We start from the raw sequence: 18,364 nt of genomic DNA, 5'->3' as shown, positions 1-18,364 counted from the left end.
AGAGTACCCATGCTAGCACCAATTACGCTGGATTAATGTCGCGCGGAGCCGACAGCAATTCCTTCATGCGCGCCAGGCGTTCGCGCGGCGACAGTACTTCGGATTCCGTCGGTGGAGCGGTGCCGACATCGAGCGCCATCTCGGCGATGAAGCGCGAGATATCGCATTGCACATGCTCGCCGCCGCGCTTGCGTTTCTTGCACCAGGTCAGCTGCAAGGTGCGCTGCGCGCGCGTGATCCCCACATACATCAGGCGCCGCTCTTCTTCGATGCGCTGGGCCAGCAATTCCACCGGCGCGTCCGGATCGCCCTTGTGCGGCAGGATGCCCTCTTCCACGCCGACCAGGAACACGTGCGGATACTCCAGCCCCTTCGACGCGTGCAGCGTCGACATGCGGATCGCATCGGGCTCTTCGTCCTTGCCATCCAGCATGGACATCAGTGCCACCATCTGGGTCAGCTCCAGCACGTTCTTTTCTTCGCCGTCACGGTCCTTGCCGCCGCGGCCGCGGTCCTTCAGCCAGTTGACGAAATCCATCACGTTGTCCCACTTGCCTTGCGCCGCGCGTTCTTCGAAGGCGTCGTACAGGTAGTGCTCGTAGTGCATGCCTTCCATCAGGTCGTCCAGCACCTGCGCCGCGTTGTCGCCGCTGCCCGATGGGCCCGGACGCGTGGCGCGCGACTCCAGTTCGAGAATGAAGTTGCAGAAGTCCTGCAGCGGCTTCAGTTGGCGGTCGTTCAGCACCGCCTCGATGCCGCCCTTGAACACGGCTTCGAACAGCGAGCATTGCCACTTGCCCGAAAAGGAGCCCAGCGCTTCCAGCGTCGACTGGCCGATGCCGCGGCGCGGCGTGGTCGCCGCGCGGATGAAGGCAGGATCGTCGTCCGGATTCGCCATCAGGCGCAGGTAGGCCATGATGTCCTTGATTTCCGCCTTGTCGAAGAAACTCTGGCCGCCGGAAATCGTGTACGGAATGCGCTGCGTGCGCAAGGCCTGTTCGATCACGCGCGCCTGGTGGTTGCCGCGATACAGGATCGCGTAATCCGCCCATTTGTTCTTGCGCTCGAAGTGATCGGCCGAGATCATGATCGCCACCTGCTCCGCTTCCTGCTCCTCGTTCGGCATCGAATGCACCTTGATCGGTTCACCGATACCCAGCTCGGACCACAGCGATTTCTCGAACAGCTTGGGATTGTTCTGGATCACCGCATTGGCTGCCTGCAGGATGCGGGTGGTGGAGCGGTAGTTCTGTTCCAGCTTGATCAGGCGCAGGTCCGGGAAGTCGACCTGCAGCAGCGCCAGGTTTTCCATGGTTGCGCCGCGCCAGCCGTAGATCGCCTGGTCGTCGTCGCCCACCGCGGTGAACATCGGCTTTTTGCCCAGGCCTGTAACCATCAGTTTCACCAATTCGTACTGGCAGGTATTGGTGTCCTGGTATTCGTCGATCATCAGGTAGCGCAGGCGGCGCTGCCATTTGTCGCGCACCACGTCGTGGTTACGGAACAGTTCCACCGGCAGGCGGATCAGGTCGTCGAAGTCCACCGCCTGGTAGGCGGCCAGGGTGGCGATATAGCTGCCGTAGATGCGCGCCGATTGCGCTTCCTCTTCGGTCTGGGCCTGTTTCAGCGCTTCCTCAGGGGTGACCAGGCCGTTCTTCCACAGCGAAATGTCGTTCTGGATGCTGCGGATCAGGTTCTTGTCGGTGGTGATGGCCAGATCCTGGACCAGCGAATAACAATCGTCGCTGTCCATGATTGAAAAACGGTCTTTCAGCCCCAGATGGTTGCATTCCTGGCGCAGGATACGCACGCCAAGGGAGTGAAAGGTACAGACGGTCAGCAGCTTGGCCTGGCGCGGCTGCTTGAGCATCTTGCCGACCCGCTCCTGCATTTCCAGCGCCGCCTTGTTGGTAAAGGTGAGCGCGGCGATCGTGCGCGGGTCATAGCCGCGATCCTCGATCATATGGGTAATTTTTTGCGTAATGACGCGCGTCTTGCCCGAACCGGCCCCCGCCAGTACTAGGGCAGGGCCGTCGAGATAGAGCACGGCTTCGCTCTGGGGCCCGTTAAGGCCGAACTGGGGTGCATTGGACATCCCGGCATTGTACAGAATATAGTGGTATCCATCCCCCAAATGAGCTCCGAAAAAAGCGGGCAGAAGTGTTATGAAATTTGAACATTTGATAGAAGTGAACGACCTCCTCAACCCGCTGATGGACACCATCACCCACCAGCAGTTGTGGCGCGGCCTGGTACTGCGCGCGGAGTCGCCCAAGCTGTTCGTTCCGCACCTGGACGAAGCGCAAATCTCGGACCGGAGCACGGCAGGCTTCAGCCGCCGCCTGCGCTATGGCGATGTGGTCATCGAAGACAACGTGGTGCTGCACGAGCCGTATGTGGTGCGCTACAACGTGCCGGCGCAGAAAGACATCAGCGCCTCCAGCCTGACCATGACCATCGAAATGCCGCAACCGGAGCGGCTGTACGTGCGTTTCCAGTACGACGACGGCCATGACGCGGCGACCGATGCCGCCAACGCCATGTACGACGATTTCCGCCGCTCCGCCTACCAGGAATCCGACCTCGACACCATCCGCGTGCTGCGCGAACTGGCCAGCCAGGGCCGCCTGGATTCGAGCCTGAACTGACTTGGCCTAGCAGCCGGGCGTGCAATCGTTCGGCACCGGCTTGGGCGGGGGCGGCGGCTTTTGCAGCTCCAGTGCCAGGTCGCGCAAGGCGGTGCGCAAGCCTTCTTCCACTACCGGGTGGTAGAAGGGCATCTCCAGCATCTGCGGCACCGTCAGCCTGGCCTGGTGCGCCCAAGCCAACAGGTGGCCGATGTGCTCCGCACGCGGCCCCACCATCTCGGCGCCGAGGAAACGCCCGCTTGCATACTCCGCATACACCCGCAGCATGCCTTTGTTCTGGCGCATGACGCGGCTGCGCCCCTGGTTGTCGAAACTGACGGCGCCGATCGCGAAGTGCTCGCGGCCATTCGACAGTTCCTTGTAGCCTTGGCCCACGGTGGCGATTTGCGGTTCGCTGAAGGTGATGGCAAGCGGCGTGCGGCGCAGTCCGGGCTTCACCTCGGGATAGCTGGCGGCGTTGGCGCCGGCGATCTTGCCCTGGTCGGCTGCCTCGGGCAGCAAAGGGATTTCGGCGCTGGCATCGCCGGCGATGAAGATGCAGCTATCGCCGCACTGCATGGTGTGGCGGTCGAATTTCGGTACGCCGTTCTTGTCCAGCGCCAGCCCGGTGTGGTCGAGGCCAAGGCCGGAAACGTTCGGCGTGCGGCCGGTGGTGACCAGCACATAATCGAAATGCTCGGTGCGCTCCTCCCCTTCGGTACCGCGCGTGCGCAGTTCAAGCCCGTCGCCGGCACGCGTGATGGCCGACACTTCGGTGCGGAAACGAAGGTCCATTTCTTCGCCCAGTGCTTGCGAAGCGGCAGCCAGCACATGCGGGTCCTTCAGTTGCGCCACGCTGCTGCCGCGCGCAATGATTGCAACCCGCACGCCCAGGCGGTGCAGGGCCTGCCCCAGCTCAAGGCCGATCACGCCGGCGCCAATCACGGCGACTGAGCGCGGCAAATCGGTCCATTCGAATACTGCGTCACTGTTGATTACGCGCGGGCCGGCTGCCGCCCATTCGGACGGGATGTCGGGACGCGAACCGGTGGCGATGACCACGGCCTTTGCCGCTACTTCCAGGTTGGCACCGATCTGCAGGCGGTTTGGCGCGGTAAAACGCGCGCGCCCATGCAGCTTGTCCTCGGCAGGCATGGCAGCCACGTTTTCCAGCACGAAGCCGACAAAGCGGTCACGCTCACTGCGCACGCGCTCCATCACAGCCTTGCCATCGACTTTCAGGCCACCGGGCTGGATGCCGAAGCCCGGTGCCTCGCGCACCGCATGCGCCGCCTCCGCCGCAGCAATCAGCAGCTTGCTCGGCATGCAACCGACGCGCGCGCAGGTGGTGCCGTGCGGGCCGTCCTCAATCAGGATCGCGTGCTTGCCGGCGTTGCGCGCCGCGCGGTATGCGCTTAACCCGGCCGTACCTGCACCGATCACCGCCACATCGCACTGGATGGTTTCCATCTTGCCTCCATCATTGGTAATGCATTAGTATGACTTATCTTTTCGCGCTTTTATTAAGCATACCTTATGGAAAATCTGGACTACCGCGCGCTGGCGGTGCTGGATGCCGTTGCAAGCCATGGCAGCTTCGAAAAGGCGGCCAATGCGCTCGGCATCAGCCAGCCGGCCGTATCCCAGCGTATCAAGGCGCTCGAGGACGCGGTAGGCAGGCTGCTGATCGTGCGCGGCTCCCCCGCCGAAGCTACTGGCCTGGGCCAGCGCCTCATCTCGCATTACCGTAACGTCAAACTGATGGAGGCAGCGCTCGACATCGACCTTGGCCACGAGACCAGCATGCCCGAAATCGCGATGGCCGTCGATGCGGCCAGCCTGGCGACCTGGCTGCCTTTGGCCCTGCGTCCATTGCTGTCGCCGCCGCGCTGCCAGCTCGATGTGGAATGCGCGGAGCGCGAGGTGGCACTGCACCTGATGCGCGAAGGGTCGGTGTTTGGCTGTGTGGCTGCGCGCGCTGAAGTGCCTTCGCCTGCCGCTGCCGGATCTTCCGCTATCCCGCTCGGCGCCATGCGGTATGTGTGCGTGGCTGCGCCTTCGTTTGCGGGGCATTGGTTCGGCGATGGATTCAGCGTTGAGGCTTTGGCGCTGGCGCCGGCGGTGGTGCATGACCGCGACCTGATGGCGCGCTTCCTGGCGCGCGAGGTCGGCTACATGCGCCCATTCCCGCACCATACACTGCCGCTGTCGACGGCTTTGAACGATACCGTGTTTGGCGGGCTGGCTTATGGCTTGCTGCCTTACCTCCAGGCGGCGCATGGATTGTCGCAAGGTTCGCTGGTGGATCTGGTGCCGGGGCGTTATATCGACGTGGAACTGGATTGGCATGCGTGGGAACTGGATACGCCATTCACACATGCGCTCACCGAGCAGATTGTCAGCACCGCGCGGCGGTATCTGGTGCAGGCTTAGCGGTTTTAAATATCGACCGGATCCACTTCAAGCGACCACTTGATGCGGGTCTTCTGCTCGCGCAGCGCCTGCATCCACTCCTTCAGGAAGGCCTGCAACGCCGGGCGTGACGGCGACTCCACCAGCAACTGCGCACGCTCCATATTGTGCACGCGCGCCATGCTCATCGGGATCGGATCGTTGATCGTGATACCGCCATGCTGCACCAGCTCGCGCGCACTGCGCAGGAATTCCAGCGCCAGCTCCAGCTCACGCGCCTCCGCCCGCAAGATGGCCTGGTACAGGTAGGGCGGCAGGCCCGCCACTTCCCGCTCCCCGAGCAGCGAATTGGCGAAGTAATCGTAATCATGCGCCACCAATGCCGAGAACAGCGGATGCTCCGGATAGCTGGTCTGCACCAGCACCTCGCTCTCGCTGCCGCCCTGGCGCCCAGCGCGCCCCGCCACCTGCATCAACTGCGCGAACAGCCGCTCGCTGGCGCGGTAATCCTGCGAGAACAGCGAGCTATCCGGATTCATGATGCCCACCAGCGTCAGGTTCTTGAAGTCGTGCCCCTTGGCGACCATCTGCGTGCCGACCAGGATATCCACCTCCTGCCGGTGTACGCTGTCGAAAGCTTCCTGCGCGCTGCCCTTGCGGCGGGTGCTGTCGGCATCGATGCGCAGCACCCGCGCCTGCGGGAACAGCTCCTGCAAGCTCTCTTCGATGCGCTGCGTGCCTCGTCCCAGCGGCTGCAAGTCGATATTGCCGCAAGTCGGGCAATGGCGAGGGATGCGCATCTCCAGGCTGCAGTGGTGGCAGCGCAGGCGGTAATCCGATTTGTGCAGCACCATGGACGCCGTGCAGCGCTTGCACTCGCTGACCCAGCCACATGATTCGCAGGTAATTACCGGCGAATAGCCGCGCCGGTTCAGGAACAGCAAGGACTGCTCGCCGCGTTCGATGCGCAGCCTGATCGCTTCCACGAGCTGCTCGGTCAAGCCTTCCTGCCCGCGCCGGCGCGAGGTATCAATCAGCTTCACGGAAGGCAGCACCGCCTGCTGCACTGCGCGTTCGCGCAATTCCAGCTTGCGGTAGCGGCCTTTCAGCGCGTGGTGCCAGCTTTCCAGCGACGGCGTGGCGGAGCCCAACACGACCGGGATCTGGAGCTGGTGGGCGCGCCACACGGCGAGATCGCGCGCGGAGTAGCGCAAGCCTTCCTGCTGCTTATATGAAGGATCGTGCTCTTCGTCGATCACGATCATCTTCAGGTTGGGCATGGAGGCGAGGATCGACAGGCGCGTGCCAAGCACGATGCGCGCCTTGCCTTCATGCGCAGCCAGCCAGTGCAGCATGCGTTCGCCCTCCGACAGGCGGCTGTGCAGGGTAGACAGCATCACGCCGGGGAAACGGTTGCGGATATTGGTTTCCAGTTGCGGCGTCAGGTTGATCTCGGGGACCAGCACCAGCACCTGGCCCTGCGGCTCGCGCGCCAGCACTTGTGCACAGGCCTGCAGGTACACCTCGGTCTTGCCGCTGCCTGTCACGCCATACAGCAGGAAGGGCGCAAAGCCCTGGGCGCCGACGATGGCATCGGCCGCCGCCTGCTGGCTGGCGTTGAGCACCGGCACATTGGCTGGCGCCGGGTCATGCGGCTCCTCCAGCTTGGCCAGCTTCTTGATGGCGCGGTCCAGCGCAACGGTGCTGGTGACGCGCAGGTTCTTGGGCAGCCCGGGCAAGGCCACCTCGCCCAGCGGGCGCTGGTAGTACTCGGCGGCAAAGCCGGCCAGCGCCAGCCATTGGGGGAGCAATGGTGCCAACTGGCTGCGCACCGCCAATGCCGCTTTCAGCTTTTCCTCGGGAACATCCGTTTCTTCAAGGATACCCACAATGAACCCGACTACCTCGCGCGGACCAAACGGCACCATTGCCAATTGTCCTACACGCGGCCGATCTGACTTTTCGCAAGCCCAGCGGTAGTCAAATACCGCGTTCAGCGGCGTGTCCAAGGCAATTCGGAGAATGCAGTGCGCCATCCAGGGCTATCAATCGAGGGTTTTTCAACTATCCACAGAAACTGGGGATAACTTTGTGAACAACGGGGCTGGAATCCAGAGCAAGCACTAACCTCCAGCTTGCAATCCGGGGAAACCCAGCAAAAGCGCCTGATTTTTCCCCTTTTAATTCAATCACTTACAAGAGCCATCGTAGGAGAGCCAGAAAGCGCATAATTTTCCGCGCTCTGTGTATAAGTGCACCATTTAAGGAGCAGTTTTTCCTCGAAATCAAGCATTTTTTACAGCTTTTTCTGTGCAAAACGTGCTTGGTGCGCCACAACATCAAGCCAAGCATTGTACACAGGCATGCGTTGCAAGGTTTGTGTTTCCGCAAGCGTTTGCACCACTGAAAGTCTTAGCGAAATATCATGCATCGCAACATAACGCTAAGACAATTCCTACAAATTCCTACTAAGTGCCGGTTTACAAAGTACTTTTGACTTTTTTCCACAGTTTTTGTGGATAACTTTGTGGAGAATGGCCCAACAAGCTCGCTTGCACCTTGGGATAAGGTTTACAAAAGCCAAAACATTGACAAAAGCAGTAAAAAATAAACCCTTAAAAATCAAATACTTGCGAATCCACTGAGAGGGAAGCATTTGCCACTGCCTCTTATTTCCGCAGTAAAAATTTTTGTGCATAAGTCGCTTCTGCACGAAATAAAAAAGGGCGCCGTAGCGCCCTTTGAACCGGGACTACATCTTTCAGCCGCCGCGCAGCTTGCGGCTGTGACTGTGGACAGTCTCCACCAGCGTCGTCACCGACTCCGGCGGGGTGAACTGGGAAATGCCATGGCCCAGGTTGAATACATGGCCGGTATGGTGCGGGCCGTAGCAATCCAGCACCCGGCGCACTTCAGCCGCGATCTGCTCCGGATTGGCAAACAGGATAGCCGGATCGATATTGCCCTGCAGGGCCATTTTGTGGCCCACCAGCTCGCGGATCTTGCCGATATCGGCAGTCCAGTCCAGGCCCATGGCGTCGGCGCCGATAGCGGCGATTTCCTCGGCCCAGTGGCCGCCGCCCTTGGTGAACACGATGGCGGGAATCTTCACGCCATCTTTTTCACGCTTCAACAGGCTCACGACCTGCTGCATGTATTTCAGGGAGAACTGCTGGTAGGCGCCGTCGGCCAGCGCACCGCCCCAGGAGTCGAAGATCATCACGGCTTGCGCGCCGGCGTCGATCTGGGCATTCAGGTATTCGGCAACCGCGCGGGCGTTCACGTCCAGGATGTGATGCATCAGGTCCGGGCGCGCGTACATCATCTTCTTGATGGTGTGGAATTCGCGCGAGCCCTGGCCTTCCACCATATAGCAGGCCAAGGTCCATGGGCTGCCGGAGAAGCCGATCAGCGGCACGCGGCCATTCAACTCGGTGCGGATCTGGGTGACGGCCTTGAACACGTAGTCCAGCGAACCGGCTGGCGGCAGTTGCAGCGCCTTGACGTCTTCCTCGGTCTTCAGCGGGCGCTCGAACTTCGGGCCCTCGCCTTCCACGAAGTACAGGCCAAGGCCCATTGCATCCGGCACCGTCAGGATGTCGGAGAACAGGATGGCAGCGTCCAGTGGATAACGGTCGATCGGCTGCAGGGTGACTTCGGTTGCCATGTCCGGGTTGGTCGCCAGGCCCATGAAGGAGCCCGCCTTCTGGCGCGTTGCGCGGTATTCAGGCAGGTAGCGTCCTGCCTGGCGCATCAGCCACACCGGGGTGTATTCGGTCGGCTGGCGCAGCAGCGCACGCAGGAAGGTGTCGTTCTTCAGCGGGGCAAATTGTGGCATGAAAGACAATCTAAAGCAGATAGAAAGGGGGTATTATCGCATCCCTGCCCTGTTTTTACGCGTTTTGGAGCGCCCATGACATCCACCTCCACCGCGCCTTTTGGCGCCTGGCCATCACCGATCAGCGCCGAGATGGTTGCCGCAGGCGCTACACCGCTGTCTTCGGTCGTCCTGGACGCGGCGGATATTTATTGGCTGGCCGGACGCGCTGCCGAAGCCGGGCGGACCACCTTGATGCGCCGCCAGGGTGCTGCGGCTGGCGAAGTGACGCCGATGCCGTTCAACGTTCGCAATCGCGTGCATGAATACGGCGGCGGCGCCTATGCCGTGGCCAATGGCGTGGCGGTGTTCTCCCATCATGCGGACAACCGCCTGTACCGCCTTGCCCCAGGCGGCAACGCAGAGGCATTCACCTCGCCGGGGCGCCAGCGCTTCGCGGATTTCGTGTTTGACCACGCCCATGCGCGGCTGATCGCGGTGCGGGAGCAGCATCCGCAGGATGAGGGCTCGCATGGCCAGCCGGTGAATACCATTTGCGCGGTAGGCTTTGATGGCACCGAACAGGTGCTCGTGATGGGCAATGACTTTTATTCCTCGCCACGCCTGTCGCCGGACAGCCGCCGCCTGGCCTGGCTGTCGTGGGATCACCCGCGCATGCCGTGGCAGGGCACCGAATTGTGGGTGGCGGATGTACAGGCCGACGGCCGCCTTGGCACGCCTTCGCGCGTGGCGGGCGGGCCGCAGGAATCGATCTGCCAGCCCGAGTGGTCGCCTGCTGGCGCGCTGCACTTCGTCTCGGACCGCAGCGGCTGGTGGAACCTGTACTGCCTGCGCGAAGGCGCAGGCGGCACGGCCAGCGCGGTCGAGGCGCTGTGCCCGATGGCGGCGGAGTTCGCAACCCCGCACTGGGCCTTCGGCAATTCGCTGTACGGCTTCGGCGCCGGCGGCGACATTGTGTGCAGCTATATAGAACAAGGCGTCAGCAAGCTGGGGCGCCTGCATGCCGGCAGCACCGTGCTGGAGCCGATCGCCACGCCATACCAGGAAATCCGCGAACTGCGCGTGGGCGACGGCTATGTGGTCGTACTGGCGGGCAGCCCGACCATCGCGTCGGAGATTGCCCGTATCGACCTGGCGACCGGCGAGCGGGAAGTCCTGGAGCGTTCGATCGCCGAGCTGCCGGCGCCGGGCTACTTGTCTGTCCCCTCAAGCATCAGCTACCCAAGCGCCAACGGCCGCACGGCCTATGCTTTCTACTATCCCCCAACCAATCAGAACGTGCACGCAGCGGAAGGCGAAAAGCCGCCGGTCATCGTCATCAGCCACGGCGGGCCGACCGGCATGGCGGCCAGCACCCTGAGCCTGAAAACGCAATTCTGGTCCAGCCGCGGTTTCGGGGTGCTGGACGTGAACTATGGCGGCAGTACCGGCTTCGGCCGCGCCTTCCGCGATGCGCTGAAAGGCCAGTGGGGCGTCGTCGATGTGGAAGACTGCATCGCCGGCGCGCGCCACCTGGTTGCGCAAGGCCTGGCAGACGGCGAACGCCTGATCATACGCGGCAGCAGCGCCGGTGGCCTGACCACGCTGTGCGCATTGACCTTCCACGATGTATTCAAGCTGGGCGCCAGTTATTACGGGGTGTCCGACCTGAAAGGGCTGGATGACGACTCGCACAAATTCGAATCGCACTACAACGAATACCTGATCGCGCCCAAGGAGCAGGCCGAGGCAGTGTACGCCGAGCGCTCCCCGATCAACCACACCGGCCGCCTGTCGCGCCCCATGATCTTCTTCCAGGGCCTGGACGACAAGGTCGTGCCGCCGCAGCAATCGGAAGCCATGGTGAATGCGCTGCGCAAGCGCGGCATCCCGGTGACTTATATTGAACTGGCAGGCGAAGGCCACGGTTTCCGCAAGGCCGACACCATCGTGCGTACACTGCAGGCGGAGCTGGACTTTTACCAACGCATGTTTGGCTTGACCGGATGAGCGACACCCTGCTGGCGGAATTCGAAGCCCTCGAACAGCCTGAAAAGGCCGTTCTCGCCTTGCTGTCACTGGTGGGCGACCCGGTCGGCCGCACCGCCATCCTCGACCACGTGGTGGCCGCCGGCATCCGCGATGCAAACGGCCAGGCCTTCACTACCCTGACGCTGGACGACCCGCTGCTCAAGCTGGAGCGCCTGGCCTTTACCACCGCTGTGATGGGCCGCGGCTACGTCTGCAACGCCCGCCTGCGCTGGCCCGCCATCCGCGCCGCCATCGGCGCCCACCTGCTGGACGATATCTGCAAGGCCTACGAGTCGCTGAACCCGATGCGCCAGAACTGGAACGGCGCCTACGAGCCGCGCAGCTACCGCCACGGCGTGGCGCGCCTGCGCATGGCCATGCTGCGCGGCCGCCCGCCGCGGGACGTGATGCCGCTGCTGGCTGCGTGCATGGTGTGCTACGAAGCCGCGCAACTGCATCCGATTGTCGACATCTTCTCGCGCCCGTTCGAAGCGGGCATGCTGCTGCTAGTGCATCCGGCACTGCAGGACGATGTGCTGATGCTGCTGATCCAGCACACCCAACGCGAGCCCGGCTTGGCGCCATTGGTGCGCGGCTATGCCGAACGCCACCTGCAGCGCCGCCAGGCCGCCGGGCAGCAGGTCAGCCCGGCCTTGCGGCTGGCGATGGCGGAACACGCCATCCTGTGCGGCAAACTGGCCGATACCGTGCGCTATATGGAAGGGATGGACGGCGCGCTGGCGCAGTGCTTCTCCAGTGCTGTGCTGCTGCTGCGCGGCGACGTGACGGGTGCGATCAATGGCTTTGAAGCCGCGTTGAAATCGATCCGCCGCGAATCCGGCAAGCGCAAGCACCTGTTCCAGGGCATTGCGGGGCACCTGTACATCCTGGCGCTGCTGCGCAGCGGCGATGCGAAGCACCTGAAATCGGCGGAGAGCTACCTCGACGTAGCGGTGCACGCCCAGCACAATGCCGATAGCGCGGTGTACCAGCAACTGAGCATGCTGCGCCAGGTCCGCGCCGGCACCATGCAGGCCGACCTGGTGACCCAGCGCGCCTGGGAAGCACCGCTGCAGGCGCAGATGTTCCAATGCATGCTGTATTATTGGCTCGCGCTGCCGCAATTGAAGCAGCGCCGCGCCGAACTGCAGGACTTGTCGCAAGCTGCCGAGGCGGCAGGCTTCATGCTGCTGGCCGGCGGCGCGGAAAGCCTGCTGGGCCATCTTGGCGATGAGGCGGCAGCGGGGCGTGCGGCTGCCTTGCGCGAGCAACTTGGGTTTGCCGATATGGCCACCTGGTTCGAGCGCCAGGAAGCATGGCAGCGCCAGTTGGCTGCCCTGATCAACCTGCAGCAGGGCGGCCCCGAGACTGGCGGCGAAATGCGCCTGGTCTGGACTATCACCTATGGCGAACGACAAGGCATCGCTGAAATTGAGCCGCGTGAGCAAAAAAGGGATGCACGCGGCGCCTGGGGCAAGGCGCGCCCGGTCGCACTGAAACGCCTGCGCGACGACGGGGCGCAGATGGAATTCCTTACGCCGCAAGACATGCGTGTCAGCAGCGCCATCATGCCCTCCCGCCAGGCTTACTCTTCCGGCCTGCGCTACGACATCGACATTGAACAGGCGGTGCTCGCGCTGGTCGGTCATCCATTGGTGTTCTGGATGGAGGCGCCGGATACCCGCGTCGAACTGCTGGCGGGAGCGCCGGAACTGCTGATCCGCACGCACCAGGGCCAGTTGCACCTGGCGCTGCACCCCGCCATTGAAAACCTGAACGCCAACCTGATCGTGGTGCGCGAAGCGCCCAACCGCCTGCGCGTGGTCAGCGTACAGGACGAGCATCGCCGCATCGCCGCCATTGTCGGCGATGGCCTGAGCGTGCCGGAGCACGCCAAGGACCAGGTACTGAAGGCAATCGGCACGGTGTCATCGATGGTCACCGTGCAATCCGATATCGGCGGCGGTGCTGCCAACACCGAACAGTGCGATGCCGACCCGCGCCTGCACATCCACCTGCTGCCTTACCAGCAGGGCTTGAAGATGCAGATTCAGGTGCGCCCGCTGCGCGATGCCGGGCCGTATTACGCCCCAGGGGCCGGCGCCGAGAACGTGATTGCAGACGTCAATGGCCGCTCGGTCCAGGCGCGCCGCAGCCTGGTAGGCGAGCGCGATGCCGAGCGCCAGCTGGTGCTCAAGTGCGAAGTGCTGGAGCAAGCCACCGAGGAGCACGGCGAATGGCTGCTGGGCGAGCCGGCATTATGCCTGCAGCTGCTGGCTGAATTGCAGGAGCAGGGCGCCGACAAGGTGGTGCTGGCGTGGCCGGAGGGAGAAGCCTTCCGCCTCACCAAGCCGGTGTACACCAAGCAGCTGCGCCTGAGCATCAAGAGCAAGAAGGACTGGTTCGCCGCCAGCGGCCAGTTGGTGGTCGATGAAGACCGCGTACTGGACCTGCGCTCGCTGCTGGACATGATCCGCGCCGGCAAGAGCCGCTTCATCGCCTTGGGCGACAAGGAATTCCTGGCGCTGTCGGAAGAGCTGCACCGCCGGCTGTCCGAGCTTGCCACCTATGGCGAGGACGACGACGCCGGCATGAAGGTGCACCGCCTGGCTGCTTTCGTGCTGGAAGAACTGGCCAACGACGTCGGCATGGTGGAGGCGGATGCCATGTGGCGCGAGCACTTGCAGCGCATCGAAGCCAGCGCCAGCTACACGCCGCAACTTCCAAGCACCCTGCAGGCCGAGTTGCGCGATTACCAGTTGGCCGGCTTCGAATGGCTGGCCCGCCTGGCACATTGGGGCGTTGGCGCCTGCCTGGCGGACGATATGGGCCTGGGCAAGACCTTGCAGGCCTTGGCCCTGGTCCTGCTGCGCGCGCCGCAAGGGCCGACGCTGGTGGTGGCCCCGACCTCGGTCTGCCTGAACTGGGCCAGCGAGGCGGCGCGCTTTGCGCCGACGCTGAACGTGAAAATGTATGCCACCGGCGAGCGTGACGACATCGTCAGCAACGCCGGCCCATTCGACCTGGTGATCACCAGTTACGGCCTGCTGCAACTGGAATCCGAGCGTTTCACCAAGCCGAAGTGGCACACCATCGTGCTGGACGAAGCGCAGAACATCAAGAATGCGGCCACCAAGCGCTCGCAGGCCGTGATGGCGCTGAAGGGCGACTTCAGGATGGTGGCCACCGGCACCCCGCTGGAGAACCACCTCGGCGAACTGTGGAACCTGTTCCGCTTTATCAATCCCGGCCTGCTTGGCAGCCACGAACAGTTCAACCTGCGCTTTGCCGGCCCCATCGAGCGCCAGCAGGATCATCGTGCGGAGGTCGGGGCGCGCAATCGCCTGCGCCGCCTGATCGGGCCTTTCGTGCTGCGCCGGACCAAGGCGCAAGTGCTGACCGAACTGCCGGCACGCACCGAGATCGTGCTGGAAGTCGACCTGTCGCCGGAGGAAACCGCGCTGTACGAATCGCTGCGCCGTGACGCCCTGGAAAACCTGGCCTCCATCGAAGGCCCGGCAGACCGGAAATCGATGCAGATCCTGGCGGAAATCATGAAGCTGCGCCGTGCCTGCTGCAATCCGAACCTGGTCGCGCCTTCGCTGCGGCTGGAGTCGAGCAAGCTGGCCGCCTTTGCGCGCCTGCTGGAGGGCTTGCTGGAGAACCGCCACAAGGTGCTGGTGTTCAGCCAGTTCGTCGACCACCTGGCGTTGATCCGCGCCCATCTGGATCGCAATCAGGTCAAGTACCAATACCTCGACGGTAGCACGCCGATGGCTGCGCGCAAACAGTCGGTGGACGCCTTCCAGGCCGGCGATGGCGATGTATTCCTGATCAGCCTCAAAGCCGGCGGCGTCGGCATCAACCTGACCGCAGCAGATTATGTGGTCCACATGGACCCATGGTGGAATCCTGCCGTGGAAGACCAGGCCTCCGACCGCGCGCACCGCATGGGGCAACTGCGGCCGGTCACCATTTACCGCCTGGTGGCGCGCAACACCATTGAGGAAGGCATCGTTGAACTGCATGGCCATAAACGCGAACTGGCGGACAGCCTGCTCGATGGCAGCGACACTGCCGCGCGCATGACGGCGGAAGACATGCTGGCGATGCTGCACGAAGGCTTGCGCCGCTTCGGATAGGAGACGCTATGCAACTGTCATCAATTGCCGTCCACGCCGCCGCACTGGCGATGGCTTGCCTGGCGGCGCCGTTGCTGTCGGCGGCCGGCACGCCGGGCGCCATGCCGGCTACCTGTCCCACCCCCGCTTTGCGCGACGTCAAGGCCGTAAAGTGGCTGGTCGACGACCACGCCCGGCGCCAGGCACTGGCGCTGCAAGCCGTGTCCTGCCTGTCATCGCCCGACCCGGTCGAGCGTGACGAGCTGGCATTCGAAGCCCTGCAGGCCTGGATGCGTGCCGACAAGCTGGATGCCACAACAGTGCAGGAGCTGCGCATCCGCCTTACCGCGCAACTGCAAGCACCAGACCCGCAAGGTTTCGCGCGGCCTTTCGCCGCTTTGGTGCTGGCAGACGTAGCGCGAGTGGACCGCATCAAGCCTTACCTGTCCACCGAACAGCGCGCGCAACTGGTCAATGCTGCGACGGAATACCTGCGCGGCGTGAACGACTACCGGGGTTTTGACGAAAAGCAGGGCTGGCGCCACGGTGTCGCGCACGCTGCCGACATCATGCTCCAGCTCTCGCTCAATCCGGCGCTTGGCCGCCCGGAACACGAGCAAATACTGGCAGCTATCGCCAGCCAGGTTGCACCGCCTGGCGAACATTTCTACCATTACGGTGAAGGCGAACGCCTGATGGCGCCCGTCTTCTACCTGTCGCGCGCCAAGACCCTGGCATGCAGCGACTGGGATGCCTGGTTCGCCCGTCTGGCAGTGGCCCCCGCATCCGCCAGCACGCAACAAGGGGCACTGGCCCGCAAGCACAACCTGAAGGGTTTCCTGCAGCCGCTCTATGTCAACGTCAGCGAAAGCAAGGATGAAGCGCAGCGTAGCTGCCTCAAGCCACTGCTGCTGCGCACCTTGCGACAGGTTGCAGAATGAACGCGCAGCAGGCATTGGCCTTCGTCGAGCAGCACGGCGTCGTACTGGCATCAGCGCGCGGAAAAGCGCCCACGCTGACGGAAGCCATCATCGGCGCGCCGATCAAGGGAAGCTGGTGGGGCCACCCTGAAGGAAAGCGCATTTTCGCCGTGCTCAGCGAGGTGCAGGAGAATGACGACATCCTGGTCTGCCGCCTGGTGGCCGGCAAACTGACCCTGGTGCACCGTCGCCTGTGGCCCGCCGTAGCAGCATTGGCGGGCGAATTGCCGGCCGGCGCAGTGGCGCGGGTACGCCAGGTGCATACCGCCACCGGCAAGCACGTCAACGAAGAAATCCCCTTTCCACAATGGCTGCCGCCCGATGCGGCCAAGGCAGCCGCTGGCCTTGACCCTGACCGGGCGCGGGCAGCACTCGGCTTGTGATAATCTCCCACGCTGCACTAGCAAGAGGTTGAAATATGATGAAAACCAAAATCGCCCTCGCCGCGATGATGTTGGGCCTGGCCTTGTCGCCAGCCGACGCTGCGACGAAGGCCAAGAAGTCCAATACTCCGGCCAAAACGGCCGTCAGCAAGAAGTCCAGCAGCAGCAAGGGCAAGACGAGCAAATCGTCGTCCAAATCCACCAAGGGTGGCAAGGCCGCCGGGAAATCCAAGGCGGATAAGGGCAAAGCAGCGGCGGCCAGCAAGCCGCTGCCTGCCGAACGCCGCCAGGACAAGGCATTCGACGGCCAGGCCAATCAGTTCCTCGGCGCGCTGTGGCGCATTGATCCCGAAACCGCCATTTCGGTCGGCAAATACGACACCGCCGCGCAACTGACCGTTCCCGACCAGGCTTACCGCGACCAGCAGCTCGCCTTCATCGACGAATGGCTGGAAAAATTCGGCAAGATCGACGCCAGGCAGCTTTCGCCGAAACAGCGCAGCGACCTTGGCCTGCTGCAGAACAAGCTGAACTCGGACCGCTGGTACCTGACCACCTTCCGCGAATGGGAATGGAATCCGGCCATCTACAATATCGCCAGCCCGATCGACTTCGTGCTGAACACCGAATACGCCGCGCGGCCGCAACGCCTGCGCACCCTGCTGCGCCGTATCGCCTCCGTGCCGGCGTATTACGAAGCGGCGCGCAACAATATCAAGAACCCGACGCGCGAGCACGTGAAGCTGGCCATCGACCAGGCACCTGGCGTGCTGGCCGTGCTGTCGGACCTTGACAAGCAGGCGCAGGACTCGATCCTGAACGCCAATGAAAAGAACCTGTACTCGCAGCGCATCGCGGCTGCCAAGGTAGCCGTGGAGGCTTATGCCGCCTGGCTCGGTGAACTGGACAAGTCGCTGGCCATCAGCGGAGCGCGTTCCTTCCGCATCGGCAAAGAGCTATACGAAGCGAAGTTCGGCTACGACATCCAGTCCGGCAGCAATGCCGAACAGACTTACCAGAAAGCGCTGGCGGCCCGCGAACAACTGCTGTCGAACATGGACCGCATTTCGGACGACCTGTGGCCGAAGTACCTGGCCGACAAAGCCAAGCCGTCCGACCGCTTCGCCAAGATCGGCATGATGATCGACAAGCTGTCGTCCAACCATGTAACTCGCGAAGAATTCTTCCCGGAGATCCGCCGCCAGATTCCTGTGCTGCAGGATTGGGTGGTGAAGAACGATCTGCTGACGCTGGACCCGAACAGGCCGCTGGTGGTGCGAGAAACCCCTGCCTACCAGCGCGGCGTGGCCGGCGCCAGCATCGAAGCCCCGGGCCCGTACCGTCCGCAGGACCGCACTTACTACAACGTGACTCCGCTGGACGACGCCACGCCGGAGCAGGCCGAATCCACCCTGCGCGAGTACAACCACTGGATCCTGCAGATCCTGAACATGCACGAAGCGATCCCCGGCCACTATGCGCAACTGGTATACGCCAACAAGTCGCCGTCGATCGTGAAGTCGATCTTCGGCAACGGCGCCATGGTGGAAGGCTGGGCGGTGTACAGTGAGCGCATGATGCTGGAATCGGGCTACGGCAACAACGATCCCGAGATGTGGCTGATGTACTCGAAGTGGAACCTGCGCAGCGTGACCAACACCATCCTCGATTACAGCGTGCACGTGAAGGGCATGACGGAAGAGGAGGCGATCGACCTGCTGACCCGCCAGGCCTTCCAGACTGCCGCCGAAGCGAAAGAGAAATGGCGTCGCGCGCAGCTCACCTCCGTGCAGCTCACCAGCTATTTCTCCGGCTTCTCCGAAATCATGGAACTGCGCGAACAGCGCCGCGCCGCCCTGGGCAGCAAGTTCTCGCTGAAAGAGTTCAATGAAGACTTCCTGAGCTACGGCAGCGCGCCTGTGCGCGTGATCAAAGAGCTGATGCAGTAATCGGTTTAGGCTGCTCCCATGCCCCGCGCGCGCCGCGGGGCGAT

General features: G+C 63.1%; 11 protein-coding genes. 7 read left to right on the top strand and 4 right to left on the bottom strand.

Features of this window, described 5'->3' with window-relative positions:
• Nucleotides 1-22 precede the first annotated feature (22 nt).
• Nucleotides 23-2,095: a UvrD-helicase domain-containing protein gene (locus tag ASD58_RS28855; RefSeq protein ID WP_057265714.1), complete on the bottom strand. Its 2,073-nt coding sequence runs from the start codon at nucleotides 2,093-2,095 to the stop codon at nucleotides 23-25.
• Nucleotides 2,096-2,165: 70 nt separating this feature from the next.
• Here ASD58_RS28855 and ASD58_RS28850 point away from each other — a divergent pair, with 70 nt between their 5' ends.
• Nucleotides 2,166-2,648 (top strand): SRPBCC family protein, encoded by a 483-nt coding sequence (locus tag ASD58_RS28850; RefSeq protein ID WP_057265711.1) that lies wholly within the window; start codon nucleotides 2,166-2,168, stop codon nucleotides 2,646-2,648.
• Between the two features lie 6 nt (nucleotides 2,649-2,654).
• Here the strand turns inward: ASD58_RS28850 and ASD58_RS28845 are convergent, their stop codons facing one another.
• Complete coding sequence (locus ASD58_RS28845; RefSeq protein ID WP_057265709.1) at nucleotides 2,655-4,097, bottom strand: dihydrolipoyl dehydrogenase; 1,443 nt, start codon at nucleotides 4,095-4,097, stop codon at nucleotides 2,655-2,657.
• 66 nt (nucleotides 4,098-4,163) lie between these two features.
• Between ASD58_RS28845 and ASD58_RS28840 the strand changes: the two genes are divergently transcribed.
• Nucleotides 4,164-5,060 carry an ArgP/LysG family DNA-binding transcriptional regulator gene (locus ASD58_RS28840; protein WP_057265707.1) on the top strand — a complete coding sequence of 299 codons (897 nt, stop codon included), beginning with the start codon at nucleotides 4,164-4,166 and terminating at the stop codon, nucleotides 5,058-5,060.
• A 5-nt stretch (nucleotides 5,061-5,065) separates the two neighbouring features.
• Here ASD58_RS28840 and ASD58_RS28835 read toward each other — a convergent pair whose 3' ends face one another.
• Both ASD58_RS28835 and hemE read right to left on the bottom strand, forming a co-directional pair.
• Nucleotides 5,066-7,075: a primosomal protein N' gene (locus tag ASD58_RS28835; RefSeq protein ID WP_057265704.1), complete on the bottom strand. Its 2,010-nt coding sequence runs from the start codon at nucleotides 7,073-7,075 to the stop codon at nucleotides 5,066-5,068.
• Nucleotides 7,076-7,800: 725 nt separating this feature from the next.
• Entirely contained in the window at nucleotides 7,801-8,877 is a 1,077-nt protein-coding gene (hemE, locus tag ASD58_RS28830) for a uroporphyrinogen decarboxylase (RefSeq protein WP_057265868.1), read from the bottom strand.
• 75 nt (nucleotides 8,878-8,952) lie between these two features.
• Between hemE and ASD58_RS28825 the strand changes: the two genes are divergently transcribed.
• The 5 genes from ASD58_RS28825 to ASD58_RS28805 are packed head-to-tail and all read left to right on the top strand — an operon-like array spanning nucleotide 8,953 to nucleotide 18,320.
• Nucleotides 8,953-10,866, top strand: coding sequence for a S9 family peptidase (locus tag ASD58_RS28825; RefSeq protein WP_057265702.1), 1,914 nt, complete (start codon nucleotides 8,953-8,955; stop codon nucleotides 10,864-10,866).
• The gene (locus tag ASD58_RS28820) at nucleotides 10,863-15,029 is read left to right on the top strand and encodes a DEAD/DEAH box helicase (RefSeq protein ID WP_057265700.1); all 4,167 of its coding nucleotides are present in this window, start codon (nucleotides 10,863-10,865) and stop codon (nucleotides 15,027-15,029) included. The genes ASD58_RS28825 and ASD58_RS28820 overlap by 4 nt, the downstream gene beginning before the upstream one ends.
• An 8-nt stretch (nucleotides 15,030-15,037) precedes the next feature.
• Nucleotides 15,038-15,949 carry a DUF2785 domain-containing protein gene (locus ASD58_RS28815; protein WP_057265698.1) on the top strand — a complete coding sequence of 304 codons (912 nt, stop codon included), beginning with the start codon at nucleotides 15,038-15,040 and terminating at the stop codon, nucleotides 15,947-15,949.
• Nucleotides 15,946-16,371 (top strand): hypothetical protein, encoded by a 426-nt coding sequence (locus ASD58_RS28810; protein ID WP_057265696.1) that lies wholly within the window; start codon nucleotides 15,946-15,948, stop codon nucleotides 16,369-16,371. The genes ASD58_RS28815 and ASD58_RS28810 overlap by 4 nt, the downstream gene beginning before the upstream one ends.
• A gap of 35 nt (nucleotides 16,372-16,406) precedes the next feature.
• Nucleotides 16,407-18,320 (top strand): DUF885 domain-containing protein, encoded by a 1,914-nt coding sequence (locus ASD58_RS28805; protein ID WP_057265694.1) that lies wholly within the window; start codon nucleotides 16,407-16,409, stop codon nucleotides 18,318-18,320.
• Nucleotides 18,321-18,364: the final 44 nt, after the last annotated feature.

The sequence above is a fragment of the Duganella sp. Root1480D1 genome (genome assembly GCF_001427305.1).
Taxonomy (GTDB): Bacteria; Pseudomonadota; Gammaproteobacteria; order Burkholderiales; family Burkholderiaceae_D; genus Rugamonas.
Note: the sequence above shows the minus strand (reverse complement) of the source record. Positions and strands in the feature narration are given on the sequence as shown.